Source organism: Bacteroidales bacterium (assembly GCA_014860575.1).
Classification (GTDB): domain Bacteria; phylum Bacteroidota; class Bacteroidia; order Bacteroidales; family JAAYJT01; genus JAAYJT01.
The window spans coordinates 59,234-84,526 of sequence record JACZJK010000040.1 but is presented as its reverse complement, the minus strand read 5'-3'; the positions used below and the strand labels follow the sequence as shown (position 1 = coordinate 84,526).

Here is a 25,293-nt window from a genome sequence, read left to right as displayed (position 1 = left end):
AGGTGTTTTGAGAAGTTCTCACTTTAGTTTAGCTTACTCACAAAAACCGGTTTGTCCGATTCTTTAATGATATTGTTGGTGTTGCTGCCGAAGATCAATTTTTTGATCTTTCCTTTCCCCTGCGATAGCACGGCAATCATTTCCGGGTTATTTTTCCTCACGAAGTTGCGAATTCCGTTTTCGAGGCTATCGTTATTCACCACATTGATATCGTAATGGCCAAACATATTTTTAATTGCCAGAGTACGTAGTCTTTCAATGGCATATTCCGATGAGTTGGCTTCATCAGTAAGCACATGAAGTAGTTGCATCCTTGCCTTGAGGGCATGGGCAAAACCTACTATTTCTTTCAGGCCGCTTTGATCTTCTTCGTCAATATCAATGGCCACAAGTATGTTATTTATTTCGTCGGTATCTGTATCCTCTTTTAAGAAAATCACAGGATAATCAACCTTTCTGATGATCTTTTCCCTATCTGAACCAAAAAGCTTTTCCAGAAAAGTGTTTTCATCCCGGCTGCCACACACTAATAATCCAGCCTGAAATTCTTCCATATATCCGTTCAGATCGGTTTTGCTGTTATTAAATCTTACAATTGGTTTTACCTGAACCATTTCATTTGTGAGCCTGGCTGCTTCTTCATTCACAAGTCGCTGGTGCTTTTCCAACAAAGCCAGATTGAAATGGTCGGCCATATTTCCTTCAGACGTAAAAACATCACCTGATGCTGAAAAAGCCGGGGTATTTGCCGGTATGATCACATTTAAAAGCACTATTTCCGGAATACTCATTTGTACGGCCAGATTGATTGCAAAACCGGTAACCTTTGCTGATAATGCGTCAAGCTCTGTTAGAATTAGTATATTCTTCAAGTCCATGAATTTATATTTAAAACGTGTTGATATAATAGCTGCTAATATTGTACCACATAAAATGATTTGTTCACAACGTATGTAGATTGCTCTATACCTGTGTGTTAAATCTGGTTTTTATAATGAGTGATGATGCTTTTTGTAGAACAATTTCAACATTCACGGGTTAATATAGCGAGGCAATAGTGCAGAGTGTTATTTTCCCTGAAGGACTTCTATTATGAGACACATGGATCTTGAAGTATTACCCAACCCGGTGATCGTTTATGATTCAGAGTGGAAAATAAGTAAAATCAATGCATCTGCGGTTCAACAGTTGGGCTATACAACGGCTGAAGAACTGATCGGCAGATCCATACGTAGCATTGTACCTGCTAACGAAAGCCAAATTGCGAAGCATTTAAGCCGGATCCTGCAAAAGGAGGAAAAAGGGTTCTTTGTACAGTTGATCGAGCACTTAGGCAACAATGGCAAAACTGTTAAGCTGATATCCAAGTTCAGCATACTTGAACATGTACAGGATCATGTTACTTTCAGATATATTGAATCGGGTTTTTTGTTGGACGAGGCTCTTGAACAAAATGAGCGACAACTTAATAAACTGCACTATTACAAAATCCTGGCTGAAAATGTTCCCGGCCTCATGATGTTGCTGGTTAATAAGAGTATGGAGATACAGTGCAGTGTTGGGGATGAGAGATGGAAACGTAAAAAGTTTTCTGTTCACAGCGAAACTACAAATCTTTTGAACCGGCTTCCACAGAGTATTATTGACGTACTGCTGCCACTTCTCGAAATAGCTTTTGATGGCACATCTGTGAGCAGGGAATTCAATCATGGAACTCACTTTTATTCAGTGCAACTAACGCCCTTGCTAGATTATGAAAATCAGAATTTGTGTGTAATTATTCTGCAGAATATAACTGAAACCAAGATTGTAGAAAACAAGTTAAAGCTATCAAAAGAAGAAGCAGAGGCTGCCAATAAGGCCAAAAGCAATTTTGTAGCACAGATGTCGCATGAAATCAGAACGCCACTCAATGCAATCATTGGTTTTACTGATCAGTTGGGGAGAACTAAACTCTCAAAAAAACAATCCTCTTATATGGATGTGGTGAAGAATTCATCACAGCATCTGCTATCATTAATTGACGATATCCTCATTCTATCAAAGATTGAAGCAGGCCAGATTGAAGTAGAAGATGAACCATTTAGGCTTTCAGAAGTGATTAATGCTGTAACCGATGTACTTGAAGTCCGGCAAAAAAAGAAGAACCTGGACTTTCAAATCCATTCAGATCTATCTTTGGATGAAGTATTGTGTGGTGATCCTGCCAAACTCCGGCAGGTTCTCATCAATCTTTTAAACAACGCTCTAAAGTTCACCCAAAAAGGAAGTGTAACGCTCGGTTGCTCAACCATTAGTGCCAGCCTTGAGGAACTAACATTGCTTTTTGAAATTACGGATACCGGGATTGGTATCGCACCAGAGAATTTTGAAAGGATATTTAATCCCTTTCAGCAGGGTGATGGCTCTATCAGCCGCAATTACTTTGGTTCAGGTTTGGGTCTTACAATCAGCAAGAATCTTGTTGAATCCATGGGTGGTTCAATTAGCGTTAAAAGCCGGTTGGGTGAAGGTTCAACTTTTTCGTTTTCACTTACATTCAAGAGGCCAACCAAACCATACAATCAAATTCGGAACAAAAAAACCTCATTGCCACGGATTTCGCTCAGTCATGTCAATGTTCTTTTTGTTGACGACGATCCTGCGAACCGCCTGCTGGGAAGCGTGATCCTTAGCAACAATAAGATCAAGGGCGATTTTGCCTCATCAGGCGAAGAAGCAATCAAACTATTCATCCCGGGTCGCTATCACCTGGTTTTTCTCGACATCAATATGCCTGGCACAAGCGGTATTGATGTTGCCCTGCATTTCAGAAACATAGAGAGTAAGTTCAAAAACCACCGACCTTCAGTTATCATAGCTATGACTGCCAATGTGCTTAGAAGGCATATAGAACAGTATATACAAGCAGGTATGGACGACGTAATACTTAAACCTTTCAAAGAAGATGAATTTTATGAAAAAATCCTGATCCATTCGAATAACACGGACGATGCAGCCTCATGCGTTCATGCAAGCATACCAAAATTAAAAGGGGCTTCAGAATTTGACTTGAGTGAATTGTTTAAAATCGCCAAAGGGAATACAGAATTTATAATTTTAATGTTCAACACTTTTCTTGATAATGGAGAAACCCTATTGCAAAAAATAAAAAAATCATTCGCAGACAATGATTACCAATCTATTGCTGAAGCGGCCCATCGTCTTGCACCCGCCTTCGAGCAGTTAGGTTTTATAGAAGCCACTTCACTGCTTAAAGCAATAGAAAACCGATATTTAAGGAATGTATCCAGCCACGATCCTGTTCTTATTGAAAATGCGATGAGTAAAATAGAGGCGGGAATAGCAGTTATACGAAAGGCCAGAAATGAAATGCGTTGATTTAAAAACTATTATGGCAATTATAGTATTACCTTTACAAATAAACTTTTAATAACCCTGGCAATGAAAACCTCAATATTAATTATAGACGATGATCCTTTTATTGTTAATTTGCTAGAAAACTATTTTAAGAAAGAAGGATATCAGATTTTTACTTCTTCAAGAGGAAAACCGGCACTTAAAATTCTAAACGCTGAGCGAATTGATGTTGTTTTGTGCGATATACGCTTGCCTGACATCAATGGAACAGAACTCTTGTTATTTATCCGCCAGGGATCGCCTGATACAATGGTTATTATGATGACAGCTTATGCCGAAATTCGGGCAGCAGTTGAAAGCATAAAGGCCGGAGCTTTTGATTATGTTACCAAACCTATTCAACCTGAAGAGATAAGCAATACAATAAGGCGTGCCATCAAGGTAAAAGTAAGTAATCAGGTAGCAACTGAAGATGTTTTTATTACTGGTGAAAGTACCAAAATGCTTGAGGTGATTGACCAGGCTAGGCTGGTGGCTCCAACAGATATGTCGGTGTTGATACAGGGTGAAACCGGTTCTGGAAAAGAATATATAGCCAGGTTAATCCATCAAAACAGCAGCCGCAAGAATAAAAAATTCATGGCTATTGACTGTGGTGCCATACCCCGCGAACTTGCAGCCAGTGAGCTTTTCGGTCATATAAAAGGTTCCTTTACCGGTGCAATATCCGATAAATCGGGATACTTTGAACAAGCCAATGGCGGTACCATTTTTCTTGACGAGATTGGCAACCTTACCTACGAAACCCAGGTAAAATTATTACGGGCAATTCAGCATAAGGTAATTACCCGCGTAGGCGACAGCAAGACTATTGATGTTGATGTTCGCATAATTTCAGCATCCAACAGCGATTTATTGAAAGCATCAGGCAATGGGAACTTTCGTGAAGACCTTTATCACAGGATCAACGAATTTAAACTTGAGCTTCCTCCGCTTCGTAAACGTGGCGATGATATTTTAATTTTCGCAAATCACTTTATTAAAGAGGCTAACCGCGATTTAAAAAAGGAAGTGACAGGTTTCGACGATGAGGTGGCTACTGTATTTAAAAAATACTCTTGGTATGGTAATCTTCGCGAATTGCGCAATGTAGTAAAACGCAGTGTACTTGTGACCCGCAATTCAGTCGTTGACCTAAGCTGTTTGCCTTTGGAATTAAGCACACATCAAGAAGAATCAGATCATACTGATGAATCGAATGATGCATATCTTGATCTTAAAGATGCTACTGAAAAAGCAGAGAAGCTGGTGGTTGAAAGAGCGCTAAAAGAAGCGAACTATAACAAATCAGAAGCCGCCAAATTATTAAACATTGACAGAAAAACACTTTATAATAAGCTCCGCCGGTTTGGGATTGAACTTTAAACAAGCTCCAAGCCCCAAGCCCTCAGCCCAAAGCTAAGTTCTATTTCTCAATCTCGAAAGAAATCTTTGCATTCACAGCATAGGACACAATCCGGTTGTTTTCAACGTTTGCATGCATATGCTTAATATAGATTGATTTGATGTTCTTTAAGGTTTTCCCGGCTTCATCTACAGCATTTTGAGTTGCTTCAGAAAAACCTTTATCCGATGAAGCTATAACTTCAATTACTTTTACCATTTTCATAATTTCTACTTTTTTGGTTAATACTTTCAGGCTTTGTTGCAAAACCGTGCCATAAATCCTAAAGCGACTTTAACTCTATGGAAGTCTGCTCTATTTAACTGTTGCCGGAAAAGATTATGTGGAGTTGAATACTATTTTCAACACTCTTGTAGAAATGTTTCAACATTGAATTGTGTGAATCGTGGCAAACCTTTTACACTGAAATAATTTTCTCTTTTTTATGATACCAGTCTTTAGGGGTGTTTATTCTTCTTACATCATTTAATGGGCGAATCTCATTTTATTTTCTGAGAACTTGGCCGAATACGCTGTAATTATTGGCACATGTCGTACAATGGCAAGTTGGCGAGCTTTGGAATGATTATTTCATTACCCGTCAAAGAAAGCATTCAATCATATATGACAAAACAAGAAAACTTGAAAGAAATAAGTGTTGCTATCATGGCAACCGATGGATTTGAAGAAGTTGAACTAACGGTTCCTAAAGAAGAACTTGAAAAACATGGTTTCACAGTTCATATACTTGCCGAAGGTTCCCTGCTAAAATCATGGAATAAAAAACAATGGGGTCGAGATTTTAAGTCGGATGCCCTGATTGATGATGCAGATCCCAGCAGATACGATGCGCTCATTTTGCCGGGCGGTGTTATCAATTCAGATCGTTTAAGGAGAAATAAAGCAGCAATTGAGATTGTTAAGAAATTTAATGCGGAAAAGAAACTGATTGCTGCAATTTGTCATGGACCACAATTACTGATAGAAGCAGACCTGGTAAAAAACAGGAAAATGACTGCACACCATGCTATAAAAACGGATATGATCAATGCCGGAGCCGATTACCAGGGCAACAGCGTTGCAAATGACAACAACTTTATTACGGCCATGGGTGCGGAAGATGTTTCGAATTTTGCAGACCATATCATTTCCTACTTAAGACCGAAAGACGAATGAGGTTTGCGACAAAAATGAATGACTGATAACTATAAACCTTTCTCATCAGCAATCATTCACAAGCGTTGAAACCTGATTTTACTCAATCAAAATAAATTTCATAAACCTAAAATCGTAATACAATGAAACACAGTTTGAAAAATCTAATAGGTTATTCCATTGAAACAAATGATGGAATGGAAGGGAAAATTAAGGATTTCCTTTTTGATGAAGACAACTGGGCAGTCAGATATCTTGAGGCTGACTTCGGAGGTTTCTTTAACGACAAAAGAGTCATATTGCCGGTTGATGTTATCATTAACCCAAATTGGGAGAATAATCAAATTCTATTGAATACCTCAAAAGAAAAGATCGGACTCAGTCCCGCGCCGGCTGAAATACCAACAATTTCGCGTGAATACGAACAGAAGCTTTACGAACATTATGGCTATCCGATGTATTGGGGTGCAGGGTATGTTCCTCCTTTGCCTTCAGGTGCATATTTTCCGGCCAGGCCACTGAACGTGCCCAAAAATAAACAAATCAGTGAGAAAGCTATGAATTCAAGTCTCAGAAGTTTCAAGGATGTTGAAGGATATAATATCCGGGCAACTGATGATACCCTCGGCCACGTTGAAGACCTTATTGTTGACGATGCCGATTGGCAGCTTGTATACCTGATTGTGGATACAAGCAATTGGCTGCCATGGAGCAAAAAGGTAATGCTTGCCGTTGACTGGATGAAAGAAATCAGCTATGCGAACCGGGAAGTCAAAATAAATCTGACTACTGATACAATCAAAGACGCTCCGGATTATGATTCTGACCAGCCGATCGAAATGTCGTATGAACATGAACTATCAGAATATTATCAGCGAAACAGGCTAATGTAAATATCCTGCAATAACCCCAGGTTTTTATAGTGGATAAGATATGCCCCAGTAATCAGCAAATGTTATACACAGGCATTATCTGGTATTCTTCCCTTGCTTTCCTGGCATAAATGAAATTCACTTTATTACTGAAATGTAGCGTTGCTTCTACATTTTAGCCGGGAAATCCACAATAGTGATCATCCAATACAAGCACTGTTTAATAGATAAACAGCGATTTTGCTGTAAACAATGCTTACCGAACAATTACATCTTTTATCTTCTTATTAATAATTTTGGTTGGTATAACATTTGTCTTTCCTACCATAAGGAGATAATGGATTTCTCCAAAGGAAGCAGAAATCATTAACATCAATGATCTTACAAATTAACACTAAATCCTTATTCATATGGAACGCAAATCAAATGCTACAAAATCCGCTTCACAAAAACCATCCGTCGCAGATACACAATCAAAGGCAATGAAACCTACTAAGCAACCAACTGGTTCGAAAAAGAAAAGTGGCAACAAGGATACAACTGCTGAGAGTGTATTTCCAACCGGCGAACATCAGGTGGATTTAGAGGAAAAAATTCGCCAAAGAGCTCATCAGATTTCTCATGAGAAAGACAATGCAGCCAATTCTGAAATGGAAAATTGGTTACAGGCTGAAAGAGAAATCAAGGATGATAAATGGAAAACAGATAATTACTCTCAAAATTTGTAATCATTACTGTATTTACTTTCCTAACAGTAGAGGATAAGCATGCTAAAATCCCTGAGATATTAAGACCTGGTAGTTTCAGGGTAATTGAGGATAAACCAAGCCTTACACTGTAATTGTGTCTTTGCTTTAAATTCGCAGTTTTCTCAACCAGCTTATTTTATACAACCCGAAAAAAATTATGCCGAAACAAACTGAAAACAAGGTAAGGGACTATTACAATGAACATGTTAAGGACGAAGATGCCCGCCTCGATGAACATCCTTTTGAGATTCCGGTAACCATGCATTTTGTGAATAAATACCTCAAACCCGGAGATTCAATTTTTGATGTAGCGTGTGGAACGGGACGCATAGCTGAGATACTGCTGAACAAGGGATATTCACTGGGGCTCAATGATTTGTCAGACAACAATATAAAGCTTGTGAAGCAACGTTTGAACAGCCACGGGAATTTGCTTTTCATTAACCGGTCGGATGCTTTGGATAGTAAAAAATGGGATCATAAACAATGGGATGGGATTCTTATTCTTGGCCCTTTGTATCATTTGATCAGTAAAGAGAAGCGATTGAAGGTTCTTGATTTGGCCTTTCAACATCTCAAACCGGGTGGGTTCGTTTTCTCTTCCTTTATGACCCGAATTTGCGCAATGATTTATGGTTTGAAACATAATCCGATGGGCGTGCGCTATCCTGATGGAGCTAAAAAACTTTGGGAAACCGGATCGGATGATCGTTTCGTGGAAGATACCGAGTTGTTTACGAATGCATACTTCGTACATCCCGAAGAGGTGAACGTACTCATGGAGCAAACTGGCTTCGAACCCCTGCACCTGGCAGGGGTCGAAGGCATTTTTGGTGAGCGCTTTGAATTATATCATCAGCTTGATGAGGATCTCAAAAAGCCCTGGATGAATTTCATTATTAAACATTGCGAGGATATTCACATGGTTAACCAAGCAAAACATCTATTGAGTGTTGCAAGAAAACCGGAATAAATTCAAGTTGCTCAACTTTCTAAACATCCTAAACTCTAAACTTCTAAACACTCTAAACTTCCTTAGCCTTCTTAGCGAGAGAGAGATAAAGAATCAACAGGCTAGGTATCTTTAGCAACGATTAGCTCAGCCTCCAACACTATATTTATTGAATTCAGCGCTTTTGATACCGGGCAATTCTCCTTGGCATCTTTAGCGATTTCTTCAAATTTATATTTATGAATAGCAGGAACGTTGCCTTTGGTCTTAAGCAGGATTTCGGTTATAGAAAAAGAATCTCCTGTTTTGGCAAGCGTAACTACGGCCTCGGTTTCTATCTTTACGGGTTTGAAACCGGCTTTGTCGAGGGCGTGGGCAAGCGCCATTGAAAAGCAACTTGCATGGGCTGCACCTATTAATTCCTCAGGACTCGACGCATCCTTATTATCCTCAAAACGCGAAGAAAATTTGAGGCTGCCTTCATATCCACTGGTTTTGAGCCTGAAGTTTCCGTTGCCCTGTACAAGGGTCTTGTTCCAACTGGCATTTGCATAATGTTTACTCATAATTTCACTTTTTAAATTAATTGATTTTAAAATATTTAGATATTAATCCGATTTATTGGGTTCACCGATAAAATTAAAACATTTCCTAAGTATAATGGAACCATAAATGCCGATGTGGAAAATCAAAATTCATTTTCATACAAACCGGTATTTACAACGAGTTTATTCATTTCAGAACCGCTATCCATGATTTTAACTTTATCAACATCTCTCTTGTTGGTGATCCATTCACGGGCTAACTTACCTTCTTCTTCAGGACGCGAACTCATTATAAAGGCGGCTACCAGCCTGTCGCCCTTGAACCACCAGGTGCTGAAATCGCCGGTTTCCAGATTGCCTCTGTTGAATACCTCATCAGCATCTTCGGTGTCACCGAAAAATTCATAGGAATACTCAAAAACATCGGAAAAAAAGAATGGAAGGAAAACATATGGTTCCCGCTTACCGGTCATCACCCTTATAGCATGAGGCCCTTGTTCAAAGGCATGTTCCCAATGTTGAATAATTTTAATTTTCCCAAAAATCAAATCAGGAAATTCAACGACATCACCGGCAGCATATACATTTTCAATATTGGTTTCGCAGAATTCATTTACTACAATGCCCTTGTTAATGTTAAGGCCGGAGTTCTCAAAGATATTGATGTTGGGTCTCACACCAATGCCAGCCACAACCATATCAGTTTCCAACATTTTGCCAGATGTAAGTTCTACCGATTCAACTTTTTCATTTCCATGAAATTTTATTACGCTTTCGCGAAATACCAGATTCACTCCTTTTTTCTCGAACGCATTCTGAAAAAATGCAGCAATATCTGCCGATGCAAATTTTGAAAGCAGTCTTTCTTCAGGTAATACAAGGGTCACATCAAGGCCCATTTGATTTAGAGAAGCTGCCGTTTCAGTGCCAATATAGCCTCCTCCCACAACAACTACTTCTTGAGCCTTAGCGGCTTGTTCTCTTATGTTGTCGGATTGCTTAATGCTCCTGAGGTAAAAAACATTATCCAAATCTTTGCCTTCAATATTGAGTCGTTTTAGTTGCGATCCGGTAGCGATCAGCAATTTTTCATATCCGAGTACTTGACCGTCGCCTAAGTCAAGTTTTTTATGTCCAAAGTTCACTGCTTTAACAGTTGTTTCAAGTAATACATCAATCCCATTTTTAAGATAAAATTCCTTTTCCTTTATCAGAATTTCCTCAGTATTCTTACCATCTCTGAGGTAGCCTTTTGAAAATGGTGGCCGATTCATTGGCAGGATGGATTCAGTTGAAACGATGCACAACTCTCCTTTTTGAATACCCTGTTCAGCGAATTCTTTTGCTGCATATCCCGCGGTAGTTCCGCCGCCAATGATGATATATTTGTAATTTTTCATCAGTCTGATATTTAAATTTTTATAGAGTAAGGCACAAATGCTGGTTCTGAAAATTATACTTTGGATATTTTTTAGAACCTGAAGATGGCATTTAGTTCAGTATTGGGATCAGGCATCTTCTCCGGATCCATAAAAAACACAGTGCCATTGTTCAGTATTGTGTTCACAGCAGCCATATTCAGTAAGCACACACTCTGCTCAGCTATCTTATCCTGAATATTAATCTCATTGTTGGCCTCATCAAATGTTCCCCACATCTCGCTGCCCTTACAGATGAATAAGGTATCAATCCGCTGGTGCACTGCTGCAGGGATTATGTCCGCTGCATTAACGGATGCCTTTTCATTTGAGATTGCCTGTTCAAACGCCGTAGACTTTTCTTTTCTACGGCTGTTGAAATAATCCTTAAGTAAAAGCCTCGCTTTTTCATGAAGCAGCGTTGGCTGCTCATGTTCAGGATTGCCTGCAATAAATTCGTTTTCCAGATTTTTATAAGCATTTACTTCACGATACAAAGGCACAAGGAAGTCAACCGCGGCAACAATAAGCGGATCGCTCTTCTGCTGCAGAACCTTCAACACTCCTTCATTTATAGCCCTGAAATACTTAATGATTTCTTCTTTCCCATCTTCTTTGCCAGCTCCGTGGCCATGAAACAATGCCTGGTTTGTGCCTGTCTGACCAGTACGGAACTGAAGGTTCTTTTCTTTCATATCAGAACCTACAACCTCTTCCATATTTTTAGGAAGCATCTCCCCTAGCACTAATTCTTCGATCCGGTGAGGATGGCACTCAAATAATTTGACACTTCCCAGGCTTAGTGAAAGAATATAAAATCTGCCATTATCATTCAAATAAGGCATCAAAGGTTTAAGATTAAAATGATCCGCTACATAAATATTTTCTTCGAACTCAACAGGTAATGTAAAGTAATGAAAGAGACTAGCATTTCTGAATACCGCCAAGCCGTTTGACTGCTGTTTCCAGAACCCATTGTTTTCAACCAGTTTAACTACTGGCTGAAGAATCTTGTCTATTTCCTGGTTTTTAAGCTTGTACGATTCGAGCCGAGCGCGAACACGCTTTACCTGATTTTTCATATTCTTCTTATCAAGCATTTGATTCACTTCCTGCCCGGCTTTGTGGGCCGGGATAAATATGCTAATGCAATGAGGTTCGTGAACTGTTGCTAGTTCTTTGAATTTGTCAATAGTTATATTGTCCATCGTGGTAGTTTTTAAAGAAACAATTTTCAAAGCCGTAGGTTGCAAAATTTCCCCAACAGATATATTGAGTTGTGTAGAAATCTCTACAATACCTGATATCATCCCTGGAAGTCGAAGCCAAATAGAGAGAAGGTCCTTTACGAATTATTTTAGTGTCCCTATTTCCAGATTACTGGTGATTTCTGGCTAAACCTGTTCCTTACTTATAATCTCTCCTTCTTTGTAAATGTAAGTTCGCATCTGTCCGTCCCACCCTGGCATGTTACGTCTTAGCCATTCCAGGGTCATACAGGCATGTTCTATTTCTTCATCCCGGTTGTGTTCCAAAATAGCTTTAAGGTCTTCGTTACCGGCAGCATCAATGCGTTGCTGATACCAATCAATGGCTTCAATTTCTTCTTTCAGACTTACCAAAGCCCTCGAAAAATCTCTGGTTTCCTTGCTGAGTTCTTCAACTGGTTCGTGATAATTTAACATAACAATATAGTTTTGGTTAAAGGTTTGTCAGCGAGGTTTTGCAAACTTCGAACCAAAACAAATCACAAAACAGATAAACAAGGGCAGCTATTTGTAGCTGTTGCTCGTACTTATCTAGACCATAGGTGATTTTGCGATTCTGCAAAAAAGCCTATGCGTGGTAAACCCAAATCGCTTATCGCTCAATAATCCTTACTTTTGTCCATCAAACGCAACAACATGCGCACAGAAGAAGATTTCATCGGTAAACTTGAGCTTCCTGAAGAGGCCCTATATGGTATTCATGCATTGCGGGCAAAAAATAATTTCCCCGATCTCACCCCTTTCCCGCTGGAATGGTATAAAGCCTTAGGATTTGTGAAACAGTCCTGCTATCTCACCGGAAAACAGTTTGGTCATGCTGCTCGCGAACGCTATGGCAAAAAAGGGCTCCCGATAACTTTACCTGATGATAAAATCCTTGATTACCTGATAGAAGCATCTGCCGAAGTAATTGCAGGAAAGCATTTTGAGAATTTTATTGTTCCGGCCATTAGTGGTGGTGCCGGAACCAGCATCAATATGAATGTGAACGAAATCATTGCCAATGTTGCTTTGATGAAAGCCGGTCATAAACCTGGCAATTACAAAGTTATTGACCCGATCGAGCACGCCAATTTGTTTCAATCTACCAACGATGTGGTTCCCACAGCATTGAAAGTGGCGATAATGTTGCTGCTCAATAAACTGGAAACAGTTATCAATCAATTGCGAACCGAGGTTGAACGGCTTGAGCAGGCATACCGTGACGTGCTACGCATTGGTTACACACAAATGCAGGAAGCTGTGCCTTCTTCTTTTGGCAAACTTTTCAGCGCTTACTCTGAAGCGCTTTCGCGCGACTGGTGGCGAGTGAGCAAATGTTTTGAACGCATCAAGGTGGTAAACCTGGGTGGCAGCGCAATTGGAACCGGGTTGGCAGTTCCCCGCTTTTTTATCATGGAAGTAGTTCCAACACTTCAAAAACTCACGGGTTTGCCGGTAACACGCGGCGAAAATCTTTCGGATACAACATCCAACCAGGATGCCTTTGTTGAAGTGCACGCCACGCTCAAATCCCATGCTGTGAACCTAGAAAAAATGGTTTCCGATTTGCGAATGCTGGGATCGGACCTTAGTGGAACTCCTGTGCTGAACCTTCCGCAAAAACAAGCCGGAAGCAGCATTATGCCAGGTAAAGTCAATCCTGTGATTCCGGAATTTGTGGTTAGCAGCGCCCAAAGAATTTACAGCAATGATAACCTGATCACCAATCTTTGTGCTCAGGGCTGCCTTGAACTCAATGCCTATTTACCAGCTATCGGCCATGCAATGATCGAAAGCCTTAAACTGCTCATTGCAATGGGTTCGATCCTGAAGGAAAACCTACTCAAGGATCTTACAGTGAATGTGGAAATTTCAATTAAGCGGCTGATGCAAAGTCCGGCTATCAGCACAGCGCTGCTTCCTTATATCGGCTATCACAAAGCAGGTGAACTGGCAAAGCTAATGAAAACGAAAGGTCTGGATATTTTTCATGCGAACCAGGAACTTGATCTGCTTCCGGAACAAAAGCTCCATCAAATCCTCAAACCCGATAACCTGCTAAAACTTGGCTACTCACTGAACGATTTAAGCGACGAATAAGATCATGGCAAAAGGAAGGGAAACCAAACCGCATATAGGCATCTTCGGCCGCCGCAACAATGGCAAAAGCTCGCTCATCAATGCGCTGGCCGGGCAGGATATCGCCATTGTAAGCGATGTGGCCGGCACCACCACCGACCCGGTTAAAAAATCAATTGAAATTCATGGCCTCGGCCCGGTGATCATGGTGGATACCGCCGGTATTGACGATACCGGAGAACTTGGCGGGAAGCGAATCGAAAAAACACAAGCAGCGCTCAAAACCATTGATCTGGCTATTCTTGTGATCGCTAACAACGCCTGGAATGAGCATGAAGAAAACCTGGTGGCAAAATTTCGTGAACATGATATCCCGTTTTTTGTGGTTCACAATAAATCAGATCTGGCTCCCGCGAATCCCGTATTTATTGGAAAAATCAGAACCGATTACGAAGTTACAGTTGTGGATTTCATTGCTGCCAGTAACGATAAGTGGCAGGTAGAAATGCTGGTGGAACTGATGCGCAGGTTGATGCCGGAATCTGCGTTGTTAAAAAAGACAATCGTTGGCGACCTGATCTCTTACGGCGATGTTGTGCTGTTGATTACACCTATTGATATTGAAGCTCCCGAAGGTCGCCTGATCCTGCCCCAGGTGCAGGTAATCCGCGATGTACTTGATCATGATGGCGTAGCGGTAGTTGTAAAAGAACGCGAAGTGGATGCCTTCATCAAACGAATGAACCCGAAACCAGCGTTGGTAGTCACCGACAGCCAGGTTTTTCTTAAAGCGGATGCTTCGATACCTAAGGATATTCCGTTGACAAGTTTCAGCATTTTGCTTGCAAGGCAAAAAGGTGATTTTGAAAATTATTTGAAAGGAACGCCAAAACTTGCTAAATTAAAGGATGGCGACCGGGTGCTGATCCTGGAATCCTGCACCCATCATGTTTCCTGCGATGATATCGGGCGGATGAAGATCCCGCGTTGGCTAAGCAATTTCAGCGGCAAAAAACTGGAATACGAAGTGGTAGCCGGTCTTTCATCTTTGCCCCGCAACATCAATGAGTATGCCATTGTAATACAATGCGGTGGTTGTGTGATCACCCGCAAACAACTGATTAACCGGCTCAAACCTGCTGTGGATGCTGGCATACCTGTAACCAATTACGGGATGGCCATAGCGTTCGTACATGGAATTTATAATCGTGCCGTCGCACCTTTTCTGGGTGAAAACAGCGAAAAAGCAGACTACCTGTAAAGCAATAAAATCTTTTCAAATTGCAACACTGGCTTTGATATGCGGATGGGGATCGTAACCGGTAAGCTGGAAATCTTCAAATTTAAATTCAAAAATATCTTTTACATCGGGGTTGATAAGCATCTGAGGCAGATTTCTGGGTTCGCGAGTAAGTTGAAGCCTTGCCTGGTCGAGATGGTTCAGATAAAGATGAGCATCGCCAAAAGTGTGAATAAACTCTCCGGCCTCTAATCCGGTGACCTGGGCAATCATCATTGTAAGCAAGGCATAAGATGCAATATTGAACGGAACGCCAAGGAAAACATCGGCGCTGCGCTGGTAAAGCTGGCACGAAAGCTTGTTGCCCGCCACATAAAACTGAAACAGGACATGGCAGGGTTGCAAAGCCATCCTTTCCAATTCCGCAACATTCCAGGCGCTGATGATCATCCTGCGTGAATCGGGGTTGTTTTTGATAAGCACAATTACTTCCGAAATCTGGTCAATAACTTTATTTTCAGCCTGCCAGCTTCGCCATTGCTTGCCATAAACAGGACCCAGATCGCCATTTGCATCGGCCCATTCATTCCAGATATTTACTCCGTGGTCGTTAAGGTACCTTATATTGGTATCCCCGTTCAAAAACCATAACAATTCATAAATGATTGACTTCAGGTGAAGTTTTTTGGTGGTAAGAACCGGGAAACCTTTGCCCAGGTCGAACCGCATCTGGTAACCAAACACACTTAAGGTTCCTGTGCCTGTGCGGTCGCTTTTACTGACTCCGTTCTTTAAAATATGATCAAGAAGTTTGAGGTATTGGTGCATGGTTGCTGGTTACTGGTTACGGGTTGCTGGTTACTGGTTGCTGGTTGCTGGTTACTGGTTGCTGGTTACGGGTTGCTGGTTGCTGGTTACTGGTTGCTGGTTATTGGTCTTGTGTCTTGTTCCTTATGTCTTGGGGCTTGGGGCTTTGAACTTGGAACCTGGAACCTCACCCCAGTATGATCCCTATAATCGTTGCTGAAAACAAGGAAGCAAGCGTTCCTCCTGCCAGCGCCTTCATCCCGTATTTTGAAAGTAATACGCGTTGGTTTGGTGCAAGGGAGCCAATTCCGCCAATCTGAATACCAATGGAAGCAAAGTTTGCAAAACCACAAAGAATATAGGTAGCCATGATGATTGATTTACCCGAAGCAAATGCTCCTGCCTCTTTCAGCTCGGCAAGGCTCACATAGCCAATAAACTCTGTCATGATCAGTTTCTCACCGAGCAGGCGGCCAACCAGGGTAATATCAGGGGTTGCTACTCCTAACAACCACATGAGTGGAGCAAAAGCATAACCCAGAATAAACTGCAACGACAAAGCATTGTATTGCCCATTGCTGAATTCTGCAATCATGGGGTTCAGACCCAAAAGATTGCCGGTTTTGAGTAAAATAAAATTTGCCATCGCAATAAAAGCTAAAAACACAAGCAACATGGCTGCAACATTTACGGCAAGTTTTAAGCCTTCGCCGGTTCCGTTCGATATTGCATCCAACACATTGCTGCCAATCTTATCTTTAGTTACTTCAATGGTCCGGTCAATATCTTCGGTTTGTGGGACCAGCATTTTTGCTACCACCACCGCTCCCGGCGCTGCCATGACAGATGCAGTGATCAGGTGCTTGGCAAACATGAGCCGTTGCACGGGGTCGGTCCCCCCTAAAAAGCTTATGTAAGCTGCCAATACTCCTCCGGCCATGGTAGCCATCCCTCCGATCATTACCAGCAGCATTTCACTTTTTGTCATTTTAGGCAAGTAAGCTTTTATTAAAAGTGGCGCTTCAGTCTGGCCGAGAAAAATATTACCGGCCACCGACAGGCTTTCAGCCCCCGATAGGCGCATAGCTTTGGTCATAAGCCAAGCTAGTCCGTAAACCACTTTTTGTATGATGCCGAGGTAAAACAACAAACTGGTTAAAGCCGAGAAAAATATGATTGTAGGCAACACCTGGAAAGCAAAAATAAAACCGTAAGCATCAACATTCATTAAACCACCAAGCAGAAACTCACTTCCCACGCGGGTAAAGTCAAGAATGACTATAAATATCTTCCCTATAAACTCAAAGAAGCTCATAATAAATGGCACTTTCAACACGCCTATGGCCAACACAACCTGGATAGACAATCCAATACCCACTAGTTTCCAGGAAATGGCCTTGCGGTTCGAACTCAACAAAAAAGCAATAATAAGAAGCACAACAAGGCCTAGCATTCCACGAAGGATTGTAATGAGCTTCATTCCTGTAACGCCTTCGGCATCTGACAATAAAATAGATGATGTTTCTGAACCAGTCGAAACCTCAATTTGATCCACCTGAATTGTCGTATCAGCAATTTGAACAATACTGTCCTGCTGTTGTGAGGCAAAAGCCACAGTTACCATTAGTATCAACGCGATAACAAGCGGCAAACTTTTACGGTTATGTTTCATAGGATCGGGTTAAGAATTAGTTAATGATGGTATTGGTGAGTAAGATCACTAAAATGTAATACTGAATTAGGTATTTGTTATTCTTATCTTACCCGGTTTATTCATGTTTGCGAACTCTTAGTTGGCTTTCGGCTAAAGCTTGTAATTGCATATGTTTTATGTAGGGTCGCCTTTACGGGTTTTAATTTCATCCCTGATCCTTGATGCCTTCTCGTATTCTTCTGCTTCAACTGATTGCTGCAACATGGCTTTTAATTCGCTAAGGTTAAATTGTCTGAGGTCGTGGGTGGCCCTTTCCTTTTCTTTTTCTGCTTCCTGGGCTGTCTCCTCGTTTTCATCGTCAACAATAACACCGGCTTCGCTAAGGATTGATTCGTAAGTATAAATCGGGCAGCTGAACCTGATGGCAAGGGCAATGGCATCGGAAGTGCGTGAATCAATAGACATTTCCCGGTTACCATCTGAACAAATCAGTTCAGCATGAAAAACGCCTTTTTGAAATTTGTTTATCACCACCTCGCTCATTTCAATTTCGAATGTGGAGGCAAAACTCTTTATAAGGTCGTGGGTCAATGGCCTGGCTGGTTTAATTTTTTCGAGCTCAATGGCAATGGCATGTGCTTCAAAAGCGCCAATAATGATTGGCAACCTTCGGTTACCATCCACTTCACCTAAGATCAAAGCATAGGCGTTTGTTTGCGATTGGCTGTAAGACATTCCCTTTATTTCCAATTGAATCTTTCTCATCCTGTTGTCTTTACAAATTATTCTGGAAAATGATTTTTCGATACAAGCAAAACAAGTTGTTACGGCCAATTGTTGAACATCGCAGCAATTATTAAGGGTTGTAAAAGTAAGCAATATTGCAGAAACGCTTTTAGACCCTAAAAATTTTTTATTTTTTTGCTATTGTGGATTATTAATGATTATGGCAGCGTAAAAAGAAGTTCCTTCATATATCAGCACAGGACTTCGCTGTTTATAAATTAGAATAGTGCATAAGGCATCCGGCTGTTTGAATATCTTTTAAAAACTTGCGTTGGGTTCCAGGCACAATTTATAAAATACTTTGCTATTTTTGCCCGCGTTTCATGGCCAGGCTATATAAAGCGGCATTCATCAATATTTATGAAACACTTACAACCAAACCGAAATTATTCAAAGTAAACCTTTAACCAATTTAAACCAAACCTTATGAGTAAAAAGCAGCTCTTCTTACTGATGGCAATGGCAATTCTGCCGTTTGCTGCTTCCGCACAAGCATCTGAAACTATTGGAGGATTTGATCTGATGTATTTGATCGCAATAGGTTCGATTGTTGCACTGGTATTTGCCTGGTTTCTGGCAAAATCTGTTAACAAAAAAAGCCCGGGCACTGAACGGATGCAGGAAATTTCAAATTACATTCAGGAAGGTGCAATGGCTTACCTTCGCCAGCAATACAAGGTTGTTGGTATCTTTTTCTTTGTACTTTTTGTTTTATTAGGATTCATATCGTGGGTACTTCCAGCTCTCACCGGCGAAAGATGGCTTTCTGAGTTCGTACCTATAGCTTTCATTACCGGTGGTTTCTTTTCGGGTCTTGCCGGTTATATAGGTATGCGGGTAGCTACCAAAGCCAATGCAAGAACAGCCCAGGCTGCAAGCGAAAGTTTGAACGCAGGTCTTAGGGTTGCATTTAACTCGGGAACCGTAATGGGAATGACCGTTGTTGGCCTTGGCCTGCTTGACCTTGCCATCTGGTACATTCTACTGCGTTATGTTTTTGTGGTTCCTCTCGGTGAAATACCTCCCATCATGATTACCTTCGGTATGGGAGCTTCAGCAATGGCGCTGTTTGCCCGTTTAGGTGGGGGAATTTATACAAAGGCTGCCGATGTGGGCGCCGATCTCGTAGGCAAAGTTGAAGCCGGCATTCCGGAAGATGATCCCCGCAACCCGGCAACCATAGCCGATAATGTTGGCGATAATGTAGGAGACGTTGCAGGTATGGGCGCCGACCTTTACGAGAGCTATGTAGGCTCGATAGTAGCTACCATGGCCCTGGGCGCTGTTGCAGCGCTGGCTGTAACTTCCGGTTGGGAAGAATCACTCAGGGAAGCCCTGGTTTATCAGTACATATTATTGCCTGGAATGATAGCTGTAGTAGCAATCCTGGCTTCAATTATAGGAACTTTTCTTGTAAAAGCAGATGATAATGCTACCCAAAAAACATTGCTCAAGGCTTTACGCACCGGTATTTATAGCTCAACTGCCATAATCTCCGTCGCCTCATTCTTCATTGTATGGTGGATAGTGGGAATGGACAATATAGGGTTATGGGGTTCAATGATGGTTGGATTGATTGCCGGTAACGTAATCGGTTACTTCACAGAATATTATACATCCGATAATTATAAGCCAACGCAAAATCTTTCCGGCACAGCTCTGACCGGGCCGGCTACCATTATTATTGGTGGAATTGCCCTAGGCATGAAATCCACCGCTATTCCAGTAATTACTATTGTGATCGCAACACTAGGTGCTTATTATTTCGCAGGTGCCGGAATGTTTGGATTGTATGGCATTGGCCTGGCGGCTGTGGGTATGCTCAGCACGCTGGGAATCACACTTGCTACCGATGCTTACGGCCCTGTAGCTGATAATGCAGGTGGTATCGCCGAAATGGCACATATGGATCCAAAGGTTCGCAAGCGTACCGACGCACTTGACGCGCTTGGAAATACAACGGCTGCCACAGGTAAAGGATTTGCCATCGGAAGTGCAGCGCTCACAGCACTCGCACTGCTCGCAGAGTATGGCCACAAAATTATGGAAGCACTCCATCTGAACACTGTTAATGTTGATAACTGGGATGCGGCAATTGCCAGCGCTGAAGATTCAGGATATGATTCCTTCCTGGAGTTTTCTGATGGGTTATGGCATCTTACTGTTAACCTGATGGATCCACTTGTATTGATTGGTCTGTTCATAGGCGCTGTACTCCCGTTTGTTTTTTCATCTATGTCAATGGGAGCAGTGGGCCGCGCCGCACAAGCCATGGTTGAAGAAGTAAGAAGGCAGTTTAAGGAATTTCCCGGCATCCTGCTTGGCACAGAAAAACCTGACTATGCCCGTTGCGTTGCTATCAGTACCAAGGGAGCACAACGCGAAATGATCACACCATCGCTGATGGCCGTAATCACACCGATTGTTGTCGGAATATTATTCGGGCCCGCTTCTGTAATTGCATTGCTGGCCGGAGCCCTAACCAGCGGATTTGTGCTTGCTATCATGATGGCAAATTCAGGAGGTGCATGGGATAATGCCAAAAAATATATTGAAGGCGGAGCTTATGGCGGAAAAGGAAGCGATCCTCACAAAGCAGCCGTTGTTGGTGATACCGTTGGCGATCCATTCAAAGACACTTCCGGTCCCAGTATCAACATTCTGATTAAGCTTATGAGCATGGTAAGTATTGTTTTTGTTGGAACCACCATAGGTCTTAACAGGCTTATTGTTGAATTGATTCAGAGGATTTTCGGATAAAAAAAAGGATCGAGAACGCAAAACCCGGAATTCCGAATGAAGTTGGCAGTGAGCAATTAACAGTGAACTACTTTTATTGAAGATTATAAACTTGAACATAACAATAAGGTTGGCTCATAAGTTCTATATTTATCGTTTTTTGTCATTCTGAGCGCAGCGAAGAATCCAATATACAGATATGTAGAGTTCCTTCACTTCGTTCAGGATGACAAGATTCAACCTTTCGAGACAGCCTCAAAACATCAACTCTCTTAAACATCAACACACAGTAATGATCACAGACAACTTCCTGAAAAGACACAATGGGCCCAGCAAGGATGAAGCAGCCAGGATGCTTAAATTCATGGGGCTTAACTCTCTCGGCGAACTCATTGACCAGACGGTACCAGCCGCTATCAGATTAAAAAAAGGATTGAACCTGCCCGCAGGTCTCAACGAGTTTGAACTCATCAACCATCTGCGGGATTTGGGTGCACGAAACAAAATTTTCAAGTCGTTTATTGGTATGGGGTACTACAATTCCATTATGCCTGGTGTAATTCAACGCAACATACTTGAAAATCCGGGTTGGTACACTTCATACACACCTTACCAGGCTGAAATTTCGCAGGGTAGGCTTGAAGCATTGCTGATGTACCAAACCATGATCAGCGATATCACCGGTATGCCACTTGCCAATGCCTCGCTGCTGGATGAAGGTACTGCCGCTGCCGAAGCCATGATTATGCTGTACAATGCCCGCCCACGCGACAAAGTCAAAAGCAATGCGAATGTATTTCTGGTTTCCGAAAGGATGTTCCCACAAACAATTGCCGTGCTGAAAACCCGCGCTCAACACCTTGATATCATGGTTCAGATTGGCAACCATGAAAACTTCGACCTGAATGAAAAAGTGTTTGGCCTCATGGTTCAATACCCTGACGAACGAGGTGCAATCTATGATTACCGCGATCTGGCTGCAAAAGCAGCATCAACAGGAATTGCCGTTGCCGTTGCCGCCGACCTGCTGAGTCTGGCGCTGCTCACTCCTCCGGGAGAATGGGGCGCTGACGTTGTAGTGGGATCAAGCCAGCGTTTTGGCCTTCCAATGGGATTTGGCGGCCCGCATGCAGGATATTTTGCTACCAAAGAAGATCATAAACGTCACCTTCCGGGACGCATCATCGGTGTTTCTGTTGATGCCAATGGAAACCGGGCTTTGCGCATGGCCCTTCAAACCCGAGAGCAACATATTAAACGCGAGCGCGCAACATCCAATATCTGCACTGCACAGGCACTGCTGGCTATCATGTCGGGAATGTGGGCTGCATATCATGGGCCTAAGGGCATTATGGAGATTGCAAGGCATATCAATATTTTAGCCGGGGTGCTCGGCAATGAAGCAAAGCAGTATGGGTTCAAACAACTCAACCAGAATTTCTTCGATACGCTGTGTTTTGAATTGCCTGGCGGTGTTTCGATGGAAGCAATCAAAAAAGTTGCACTTGAAAACAAGATGAACTTCCGCTACATATACCAAACAATGCTGGTAATTAGCATTGATGAAGTAACTACGCTGGAGGACATCAACAAGATTCTCGAAATCTTTGCCAATGCAGCAGCAAAGCCTTTCACAACATTTGTGTGCGATCCGGTTGAATGCAGAAAGATTGAAACATTTGGTTCGGAATTCAAACGTACGAGTCAATATCTTACCCATGAGAACTTCAATAGTTTTCATAATGAAACAGAGATGATGCGTTTCATGAAAAAGCTTGAAAACAGGGACCTGGCGCTTAACCGCACTATGATTCCCCTGGGTTCATGCACCATGAAACTAAATGCAGCTTCAGAGATGTTTGCGATGAGCTGGCCTGAATTTGGATCAATACATCCCTTCGTTCCTGCTGAACAAGCCAAAGGATACCACCTGCTGATTGAACAACTTGAAAAAGATCTTTGCGAAATCACCGGTTTTGCCCGCATGTCGTTTCAACCCAATTCAGGAGCTGCCGGTGAGTATACAGGCTTGCTGGTTATCCGTGAATACCTTAAAGCAAAGGGTGAAAGCCACCGTAATATTTGTCTGATCCCCGCTTCGGCACATGGAACAAATCCGGCCAGCTGCGCCATGGCAGGCATGGATGTAGTTGTTGTTAAAACAGACCCTTTGGGCAATATTGACCTTGGAGATCTGAAAGAAAAGGCAGAAAAATATCGTGAAAATCTTGCGGCTGCCATGATCACCTATCCATCCACCCATGGAGTGTATGAAGAAGGAATCCTGGATGCTATAAACATTATTCACGAAAACGGTGGCCAGGTTTACATGGATGGCGCCAATATGAATGCGCAGGTTGGGCTCACCAATCCCGGAATACTCGGCGCAGATGTTTGCCATCTGAACCTGCACAAGACTTTCGCAATTCCACATGGTGGAGGTGGCCCCGGAGCCGGCCCTATTGGTGTGGCGAGCCATCTGGTTCCTTACCTTCCAACGCATCCGGTAGTGGATATGGGCAATAAGCAAAACGAAATGGTTGTTGCTGCTGCACCTTATGGAAGTGCAATGATCCTTACAATCTCATATGCCTATATCAAGCTGTTGGGCGCCGAAGGTTTGACCGAAGCTACGAAATACGCCATGCTGAATGCAAACTACCTTAAAGCCAGGCTTGAAGGTGATTATAAGATATTGTACGTTGGCAAAAACGGATGGGTAGCGCATGAAATGATCATTGACTGTAATTGCTTTAGCCGTTCAGGCGGGGTGAATGTAATTGACATTGCCAAACGGCTCATGGATTTTGGCTTTCATGCACCCACCGTGGCATTTCCGGTTATCGGAACGCTTATGGTTGAACCTACCGAGAGCGAACCATTATCAGAACTCGATCGCTTCTGTGATGCCATGATGACCATTCGTGATGAAATGCGCGAAGTGGAAGATGGAAAAGTTGCCTTACAGGACAGCGTGATTAAAAATGCCCCACACACCTGTGAAATGGTTGTTGCAACTGAGTGGAACCATACTTACTCAAGGGAGAAAGCTGCATTTCCGACGCCTTACCTTAAAAAAGATAAGTACTGGCCCTCAGTAACACGTATTGACGATGCCTTTGGCGACCGCAACCTGGTGTGCACCTTTGAACCAACAACGGAAATGTTGAAATAGATTTTTAAACAGTTTCATCTAAAATCGAGGCTGTCTCAAAAGGTCGAATCTTGTCATCCTGAACGAAGTGAAGGATCTCTTCTTAGCTTCAAAACCAGATCCTTCGTTACACTCAGGATGACAAAAACCAGCAAACGCAGAAATTTCGAGGCAGCCTCGTTTTTATAGTTTGGTGAAACTATCTCGGCCCATCCATCCAATACTCCAGTACAAACGGATTGTACCCGGCAAACACACCAAGTCCGTTGTTCATATTTGTATAAATGATTGTAGGTTCAGAAAACGGATTATCAGGTTCGTAGTTTTCGAGGGAGTGATGATAGTGATAATAATGCTCATCGGTTGAAAGAAGGTAAGTTTTAACTCCTGCCAGCCTTTCACCGCCGCTCCAGCCTGGATCGGTCCACACTTCAATGTCGCATTCAAGAATAAAAGTTTCGCCATCTCTCTCTTTCACAGCAATGTATTGTTCACCGTAACTGAAGTTGGCGTCATATTCATAAATATACTCTACGCCTTCCCATTCAGATTTCATGATGGCTTTAGGAATAAGTCGGTAATAATTGGGTGCTCCGATTGGATCGTCAAATTCGAACCGGAAGCGGTAACGTGTTCTGTTTTCAATTTCTACAGAATCTATTTTTACGATCCGCAGAGAGGTATTTTGTGCAGGGATCACACAATCTGCAGCTACTTCTTTGCCATCTCTTGATTTTACATTTATTTCATACTTTTTTCCCACTTCAATAAATGAAGCGCCAACGGCTGAGAAATAGTGGTTTGTGTTTGGATCAAATTGCAACGCAATTTCCTGCCCCTGATCCACTTTAATACTTACTTCAGCATCGTCAAGGAAAGGCTGTTCATAACTCCATGGTTCGGTAATTGGCCTTGATAGCGAAACCTGGGCAGTAATCGTATCAGTACCTGGTTGGATATAGCTATACACAACCAACTTTGGTTTGGCTTCAGGCAGATCTACATTATCTACAATCTCCTCGCAGGAAACCCAAAAAATGATGCCGACGGCAAAAATATATAATAGACTCTTGGTTCTCATAATGCTGG

General features: G+C 42.1%; 20 protein-coding genes. 10 read left to right on the top strand and 10 right to left on the bottom strand.

Going from position 1 to position 25,293, the window contains the following annotated elements:
• Nucleotides 1-23: 23 nt before the first annotated feature.
• Entirely contained in the window at nucleotides 24-878 is an 855-nt protein-coding gene (locus tag IH597_11040; GenBank protein ID MBE0662988.1) for a universal stress protein, read from the bottom strand.
• A 223-nt stretch (nucleotides 879-1,101) separates the two neighbouring features.
• Between IH597_11040 and IH597_11035 the strand changes: the two genes are divergently transcribed.
• Both IH597_11035 and IH597_11030 read left to right on the top strand, forming a co-directional pair.
• Complete coding sequence (locus tag IH597_11035) at nucleotides 1,102-3,381, top strand: response regulator (protein MBE0662987.1); 2,280 nt, start codon at nucleotides 1,102-1,104, stop codon at nucleotides 3,379-3,381.
• A 63-nt stretch (nucleotides 3,382-3,444) separates the two neighbouring features.
• Entirely contained in the window at nucleotides 3,445-4,785 is a 1,341-nt protein-coding gene (locus tag IH597_11030; protein ID MBE0662986.1) for a sigma-54-dependent Fis family transcriptional regulator, read from the top strand.
• A gap of 40 nt (nucleotides 4,786-4,825) precedes the next feature.
• Here the strand turns inward: IH597_11030 and IH597_11025 are convergent, their stop codons facing one another.
• On the bottom strand, nucleotides 4,826-5,029 hold the full coding sequence (locus IH597_11025; protein MBE0662985.1) for a dodecin domain-containing protein: 204 nt from the start codon (nucleotides 5,027-5,029) through the stop codon (nucleotides 4,826-4,828).
• A 399-nt stretch (nucleotides 5,030-5,428) separates the two neighbouring features.
• On the opposite strand from IH597_11025, the gene IH597_11020 reads away from it, so the two are divergent.
• The 4 genes from IH597_11020 to IH597_11005 all read left to right on the top strand — a co-directional run bounded on the left by IH597_11020 (nucleotide 5,429) and on the right by IH597_11005 (nucleotide 8,553).
• Complete coding sequence (locus IH597_11020) at nucleotides 5,429-5,980, top strand: type 1 glutamine amidotransferase (protein ID MBE0662984.1); 552 nt, start codon at nucleotides 5,429-5,431, stop codon at nucleotides 5,978-5,980.
• 122 nt (nucleotides 5,981-6,102) lie between these two features.
• Nucleotides 6,103-6,852 (top strand): PRC-barrel domain-containing protein, encoded by a 750-nt coding sequence (locus IH597_11015; protein ID MBE0662983.1) that lies wholly within the window; start codon nucleotides 6,103-6,105, stop codon nucleotides 6,850-6,852.
• Nucleotides 6,853-7,241: 389 nt separating this feature from the next.
• Nucleotides 7,242-7,559: a DUF2934 domain-containing protein gene (locus tag IH597_11010; protein ID MBE0662982.1), complete on the top strand. Its 318-nt coding sequence runs from the start codon at nucleotides 7,242-7,244 to the stop codon at nucleotides 7,557-7,559.
• A 178-nt stretch (nucleotides 7,560-7,737) separates the two neighbouring features.
• On the top strand, nucleotides 7,738-8,553 hold the full coding sequence (locus IH597_11005; protein ID MBE0662981.1) for a class I SAM-dependent methyltransferase: 816 nt from the start codon (nucleotides 7,738-7,740) through the stop codon (nucleotides 8,551-8,553).
• 101 nt (nucleotides 8,554-8,654) lie between these two features.
• Here IH597_11005 and IH597_11000 read toward each other — a convergent pair whose 3' ends face one another.
• From IH597_11000 to IH597_10985, 4 genes are all read right to left on the bottom strand, one after another.
• Nucleotides 8,655-9,098, bottom strand: a complete 444-nt coding sequence (locus IH597_11000; protein MBE0662980.1) for an OsmC family peroxiredoxin — start codon at nucleotides 9,096-9,098, stop codon at nucleotides 8,655-8,657.
• A gap of 122 nt (nucleotides 9,099-9,220) precedes the next feature.
• Nucleotides 9,221-10,477 carry an FAD-dependent oxidoreductase gene (locus IH597_10995; GenBank protein MBE0662979.1) on the bottom strand — a complete coding sequence of 419 codons (1,257 nt, stop codon included), beginning with the start codon at nucleotides 10,475-10,477 and terminating at the stop codon, nucleotides 9,221-9,223.
• A gap of 71 nt (nucleotides 10,478-10,548) precedes the next feature.
• Nucleotides 10,549-11,703, bottom strand: a complete 1,155-nt coding sequence (locus IH597_10990) for a hypothetical protein (GenBank protein ID MBE0662978.1) — start codon at nucleotides 11,701-11,703, stop codon at nucleotides 10,549-10,551.
• A gap of 186 nt (nucleotides 11,704-11,889) precedes the next feature.
• Nucleotides 11,890-12,180, bottom strand: a complete 291-nt coding sequence (locus IH597_10985) for a hypothetical protein (GenBank protein MBE0662977.1) — start codon at nucleotides 12,178-12,180, stop codon at nucleotides 11,890-11,892.
• 219 nt (nucleotides 12,181-12,399) lie between these two features.
• Here IH597_10985 and IH597_10980 point away from each other — a divergent pair, with 219 nt between their 5' ends.
• Complete coding sequence (locus IH597_10980) at nucleotides 12,400-13,845, top strand: aspartate ammonia-lyase (GenBank protein MBE0662976.1); 1,446 nt, start codon at nucleotides 12,400-12,402, stop codon at nucleotides 13,843-13,845.
• 4 nt (nucleotides 13,846-13,849) lie between these two features.
• Complete coding sequence (hydF, locus tag IH597_10975) at nucleotides 13,850-15,085, top strand: [FeFe] hydrogenase H-cluster maturation GTPase HydF (GenBank protein MBE0662975.1); 1,236 nt, start codon at nucleotides 13,850-13,852, stop codon at nucleotides 15,083-15,085.
• Nucleotides 15,086-15,100: 15 nt separating this feature from the next.
• Here the strand turns inward: hydF and IH597_10970 are convergent, their stop codons facing one another.
• The 3 genes from IH597_10970 to IH597_10960 form a co-directional block, all read right to left on the bottom strand.
• Nucleotides 15,101-15,892, bottom strand: coding sequence for a thymidylate synthase (locus IH597_10970; protein MBE0662974.1), 792 nt, complete (start codon nucleotides 15,890-15,892; stop codon nucleotides 15,101-15,103).
• A 166-nt stretch (nucleotides 15,893-16,058) separates the two neighbouring features.
• Entirely contained in the window at nucleotides 16,059-17,495 is a 1,437-nt protein-coding gene (locus tag IH597_10965) for a Na+ dependent nucleoside transporter (protein MBE0662973.1), read from the bottom strand.
• Nucleotides 17,496-17,699: 204 nt separating this feature from the next.
• Nucleotides 17,700-18,290 (bottom strand): bifunctional nuclease family protein, encoded by a 591-nt coding sequence (locus tag IH597_10960; protein MBE0662972.1) that lies wholly within the window; start codon nucleotides 18,288-18,290, stop codon nucleotides 17,700-17,702.
• Nucleotides 18,291-18,770: 480 nt separating this feature from the next.
• On the opposite strand from IH597_10960, the gene IH597_10955 reads away from it, so the two are divergent.
• Nucleotides 18,771-21,071, top strand: a complete 2,301-nt coding sequence (locus IH597_10955) for a sodium-translocating pyrophosphatase (protein MBE0662971.1) — start codon at nucleotides 18,771-18,773, stop codon at nucleotides 21,069-21,071.
• A gap of 271 nt (nucleotides 21,072-21,342) precedes the next feature.
• The gene (gcvP, locus tag IH597_10950) at nucleotides 21,343-24,225 is read left to right on the top strand and encodes an aminomethyl-transferring glycine dehydrogenase (protein MBE0662970.1); all 2,883 of its coding nucleotides are present in this window, start codon (nucleotides 21,343-21,345) and stop codon (nucleotides 24,223-24,225) included.
• A 178-nt stretch (nucleotides 24,226-24,403) separates the two neighbouring features.
• Here the strand turns inward: gcvP and IH597_10945 are convergent, their stop codons facing one another.
• Nucleotides 24,404-25,285 carry a DUF4249 domain-containing protein gene (locus IH597_10945; GenBank protein MBE0662969.1) on the bottom strand — a complete coding sequence of 294 codons (882 nt, stop codon included), beginning with the start codon at nucleotides 25,283-25,285 and terminating at the stop codon, nucleotides 24,404-24,406.
• Nucleotides 25,286-25,293: the final 8 nt, after the last annotated feature.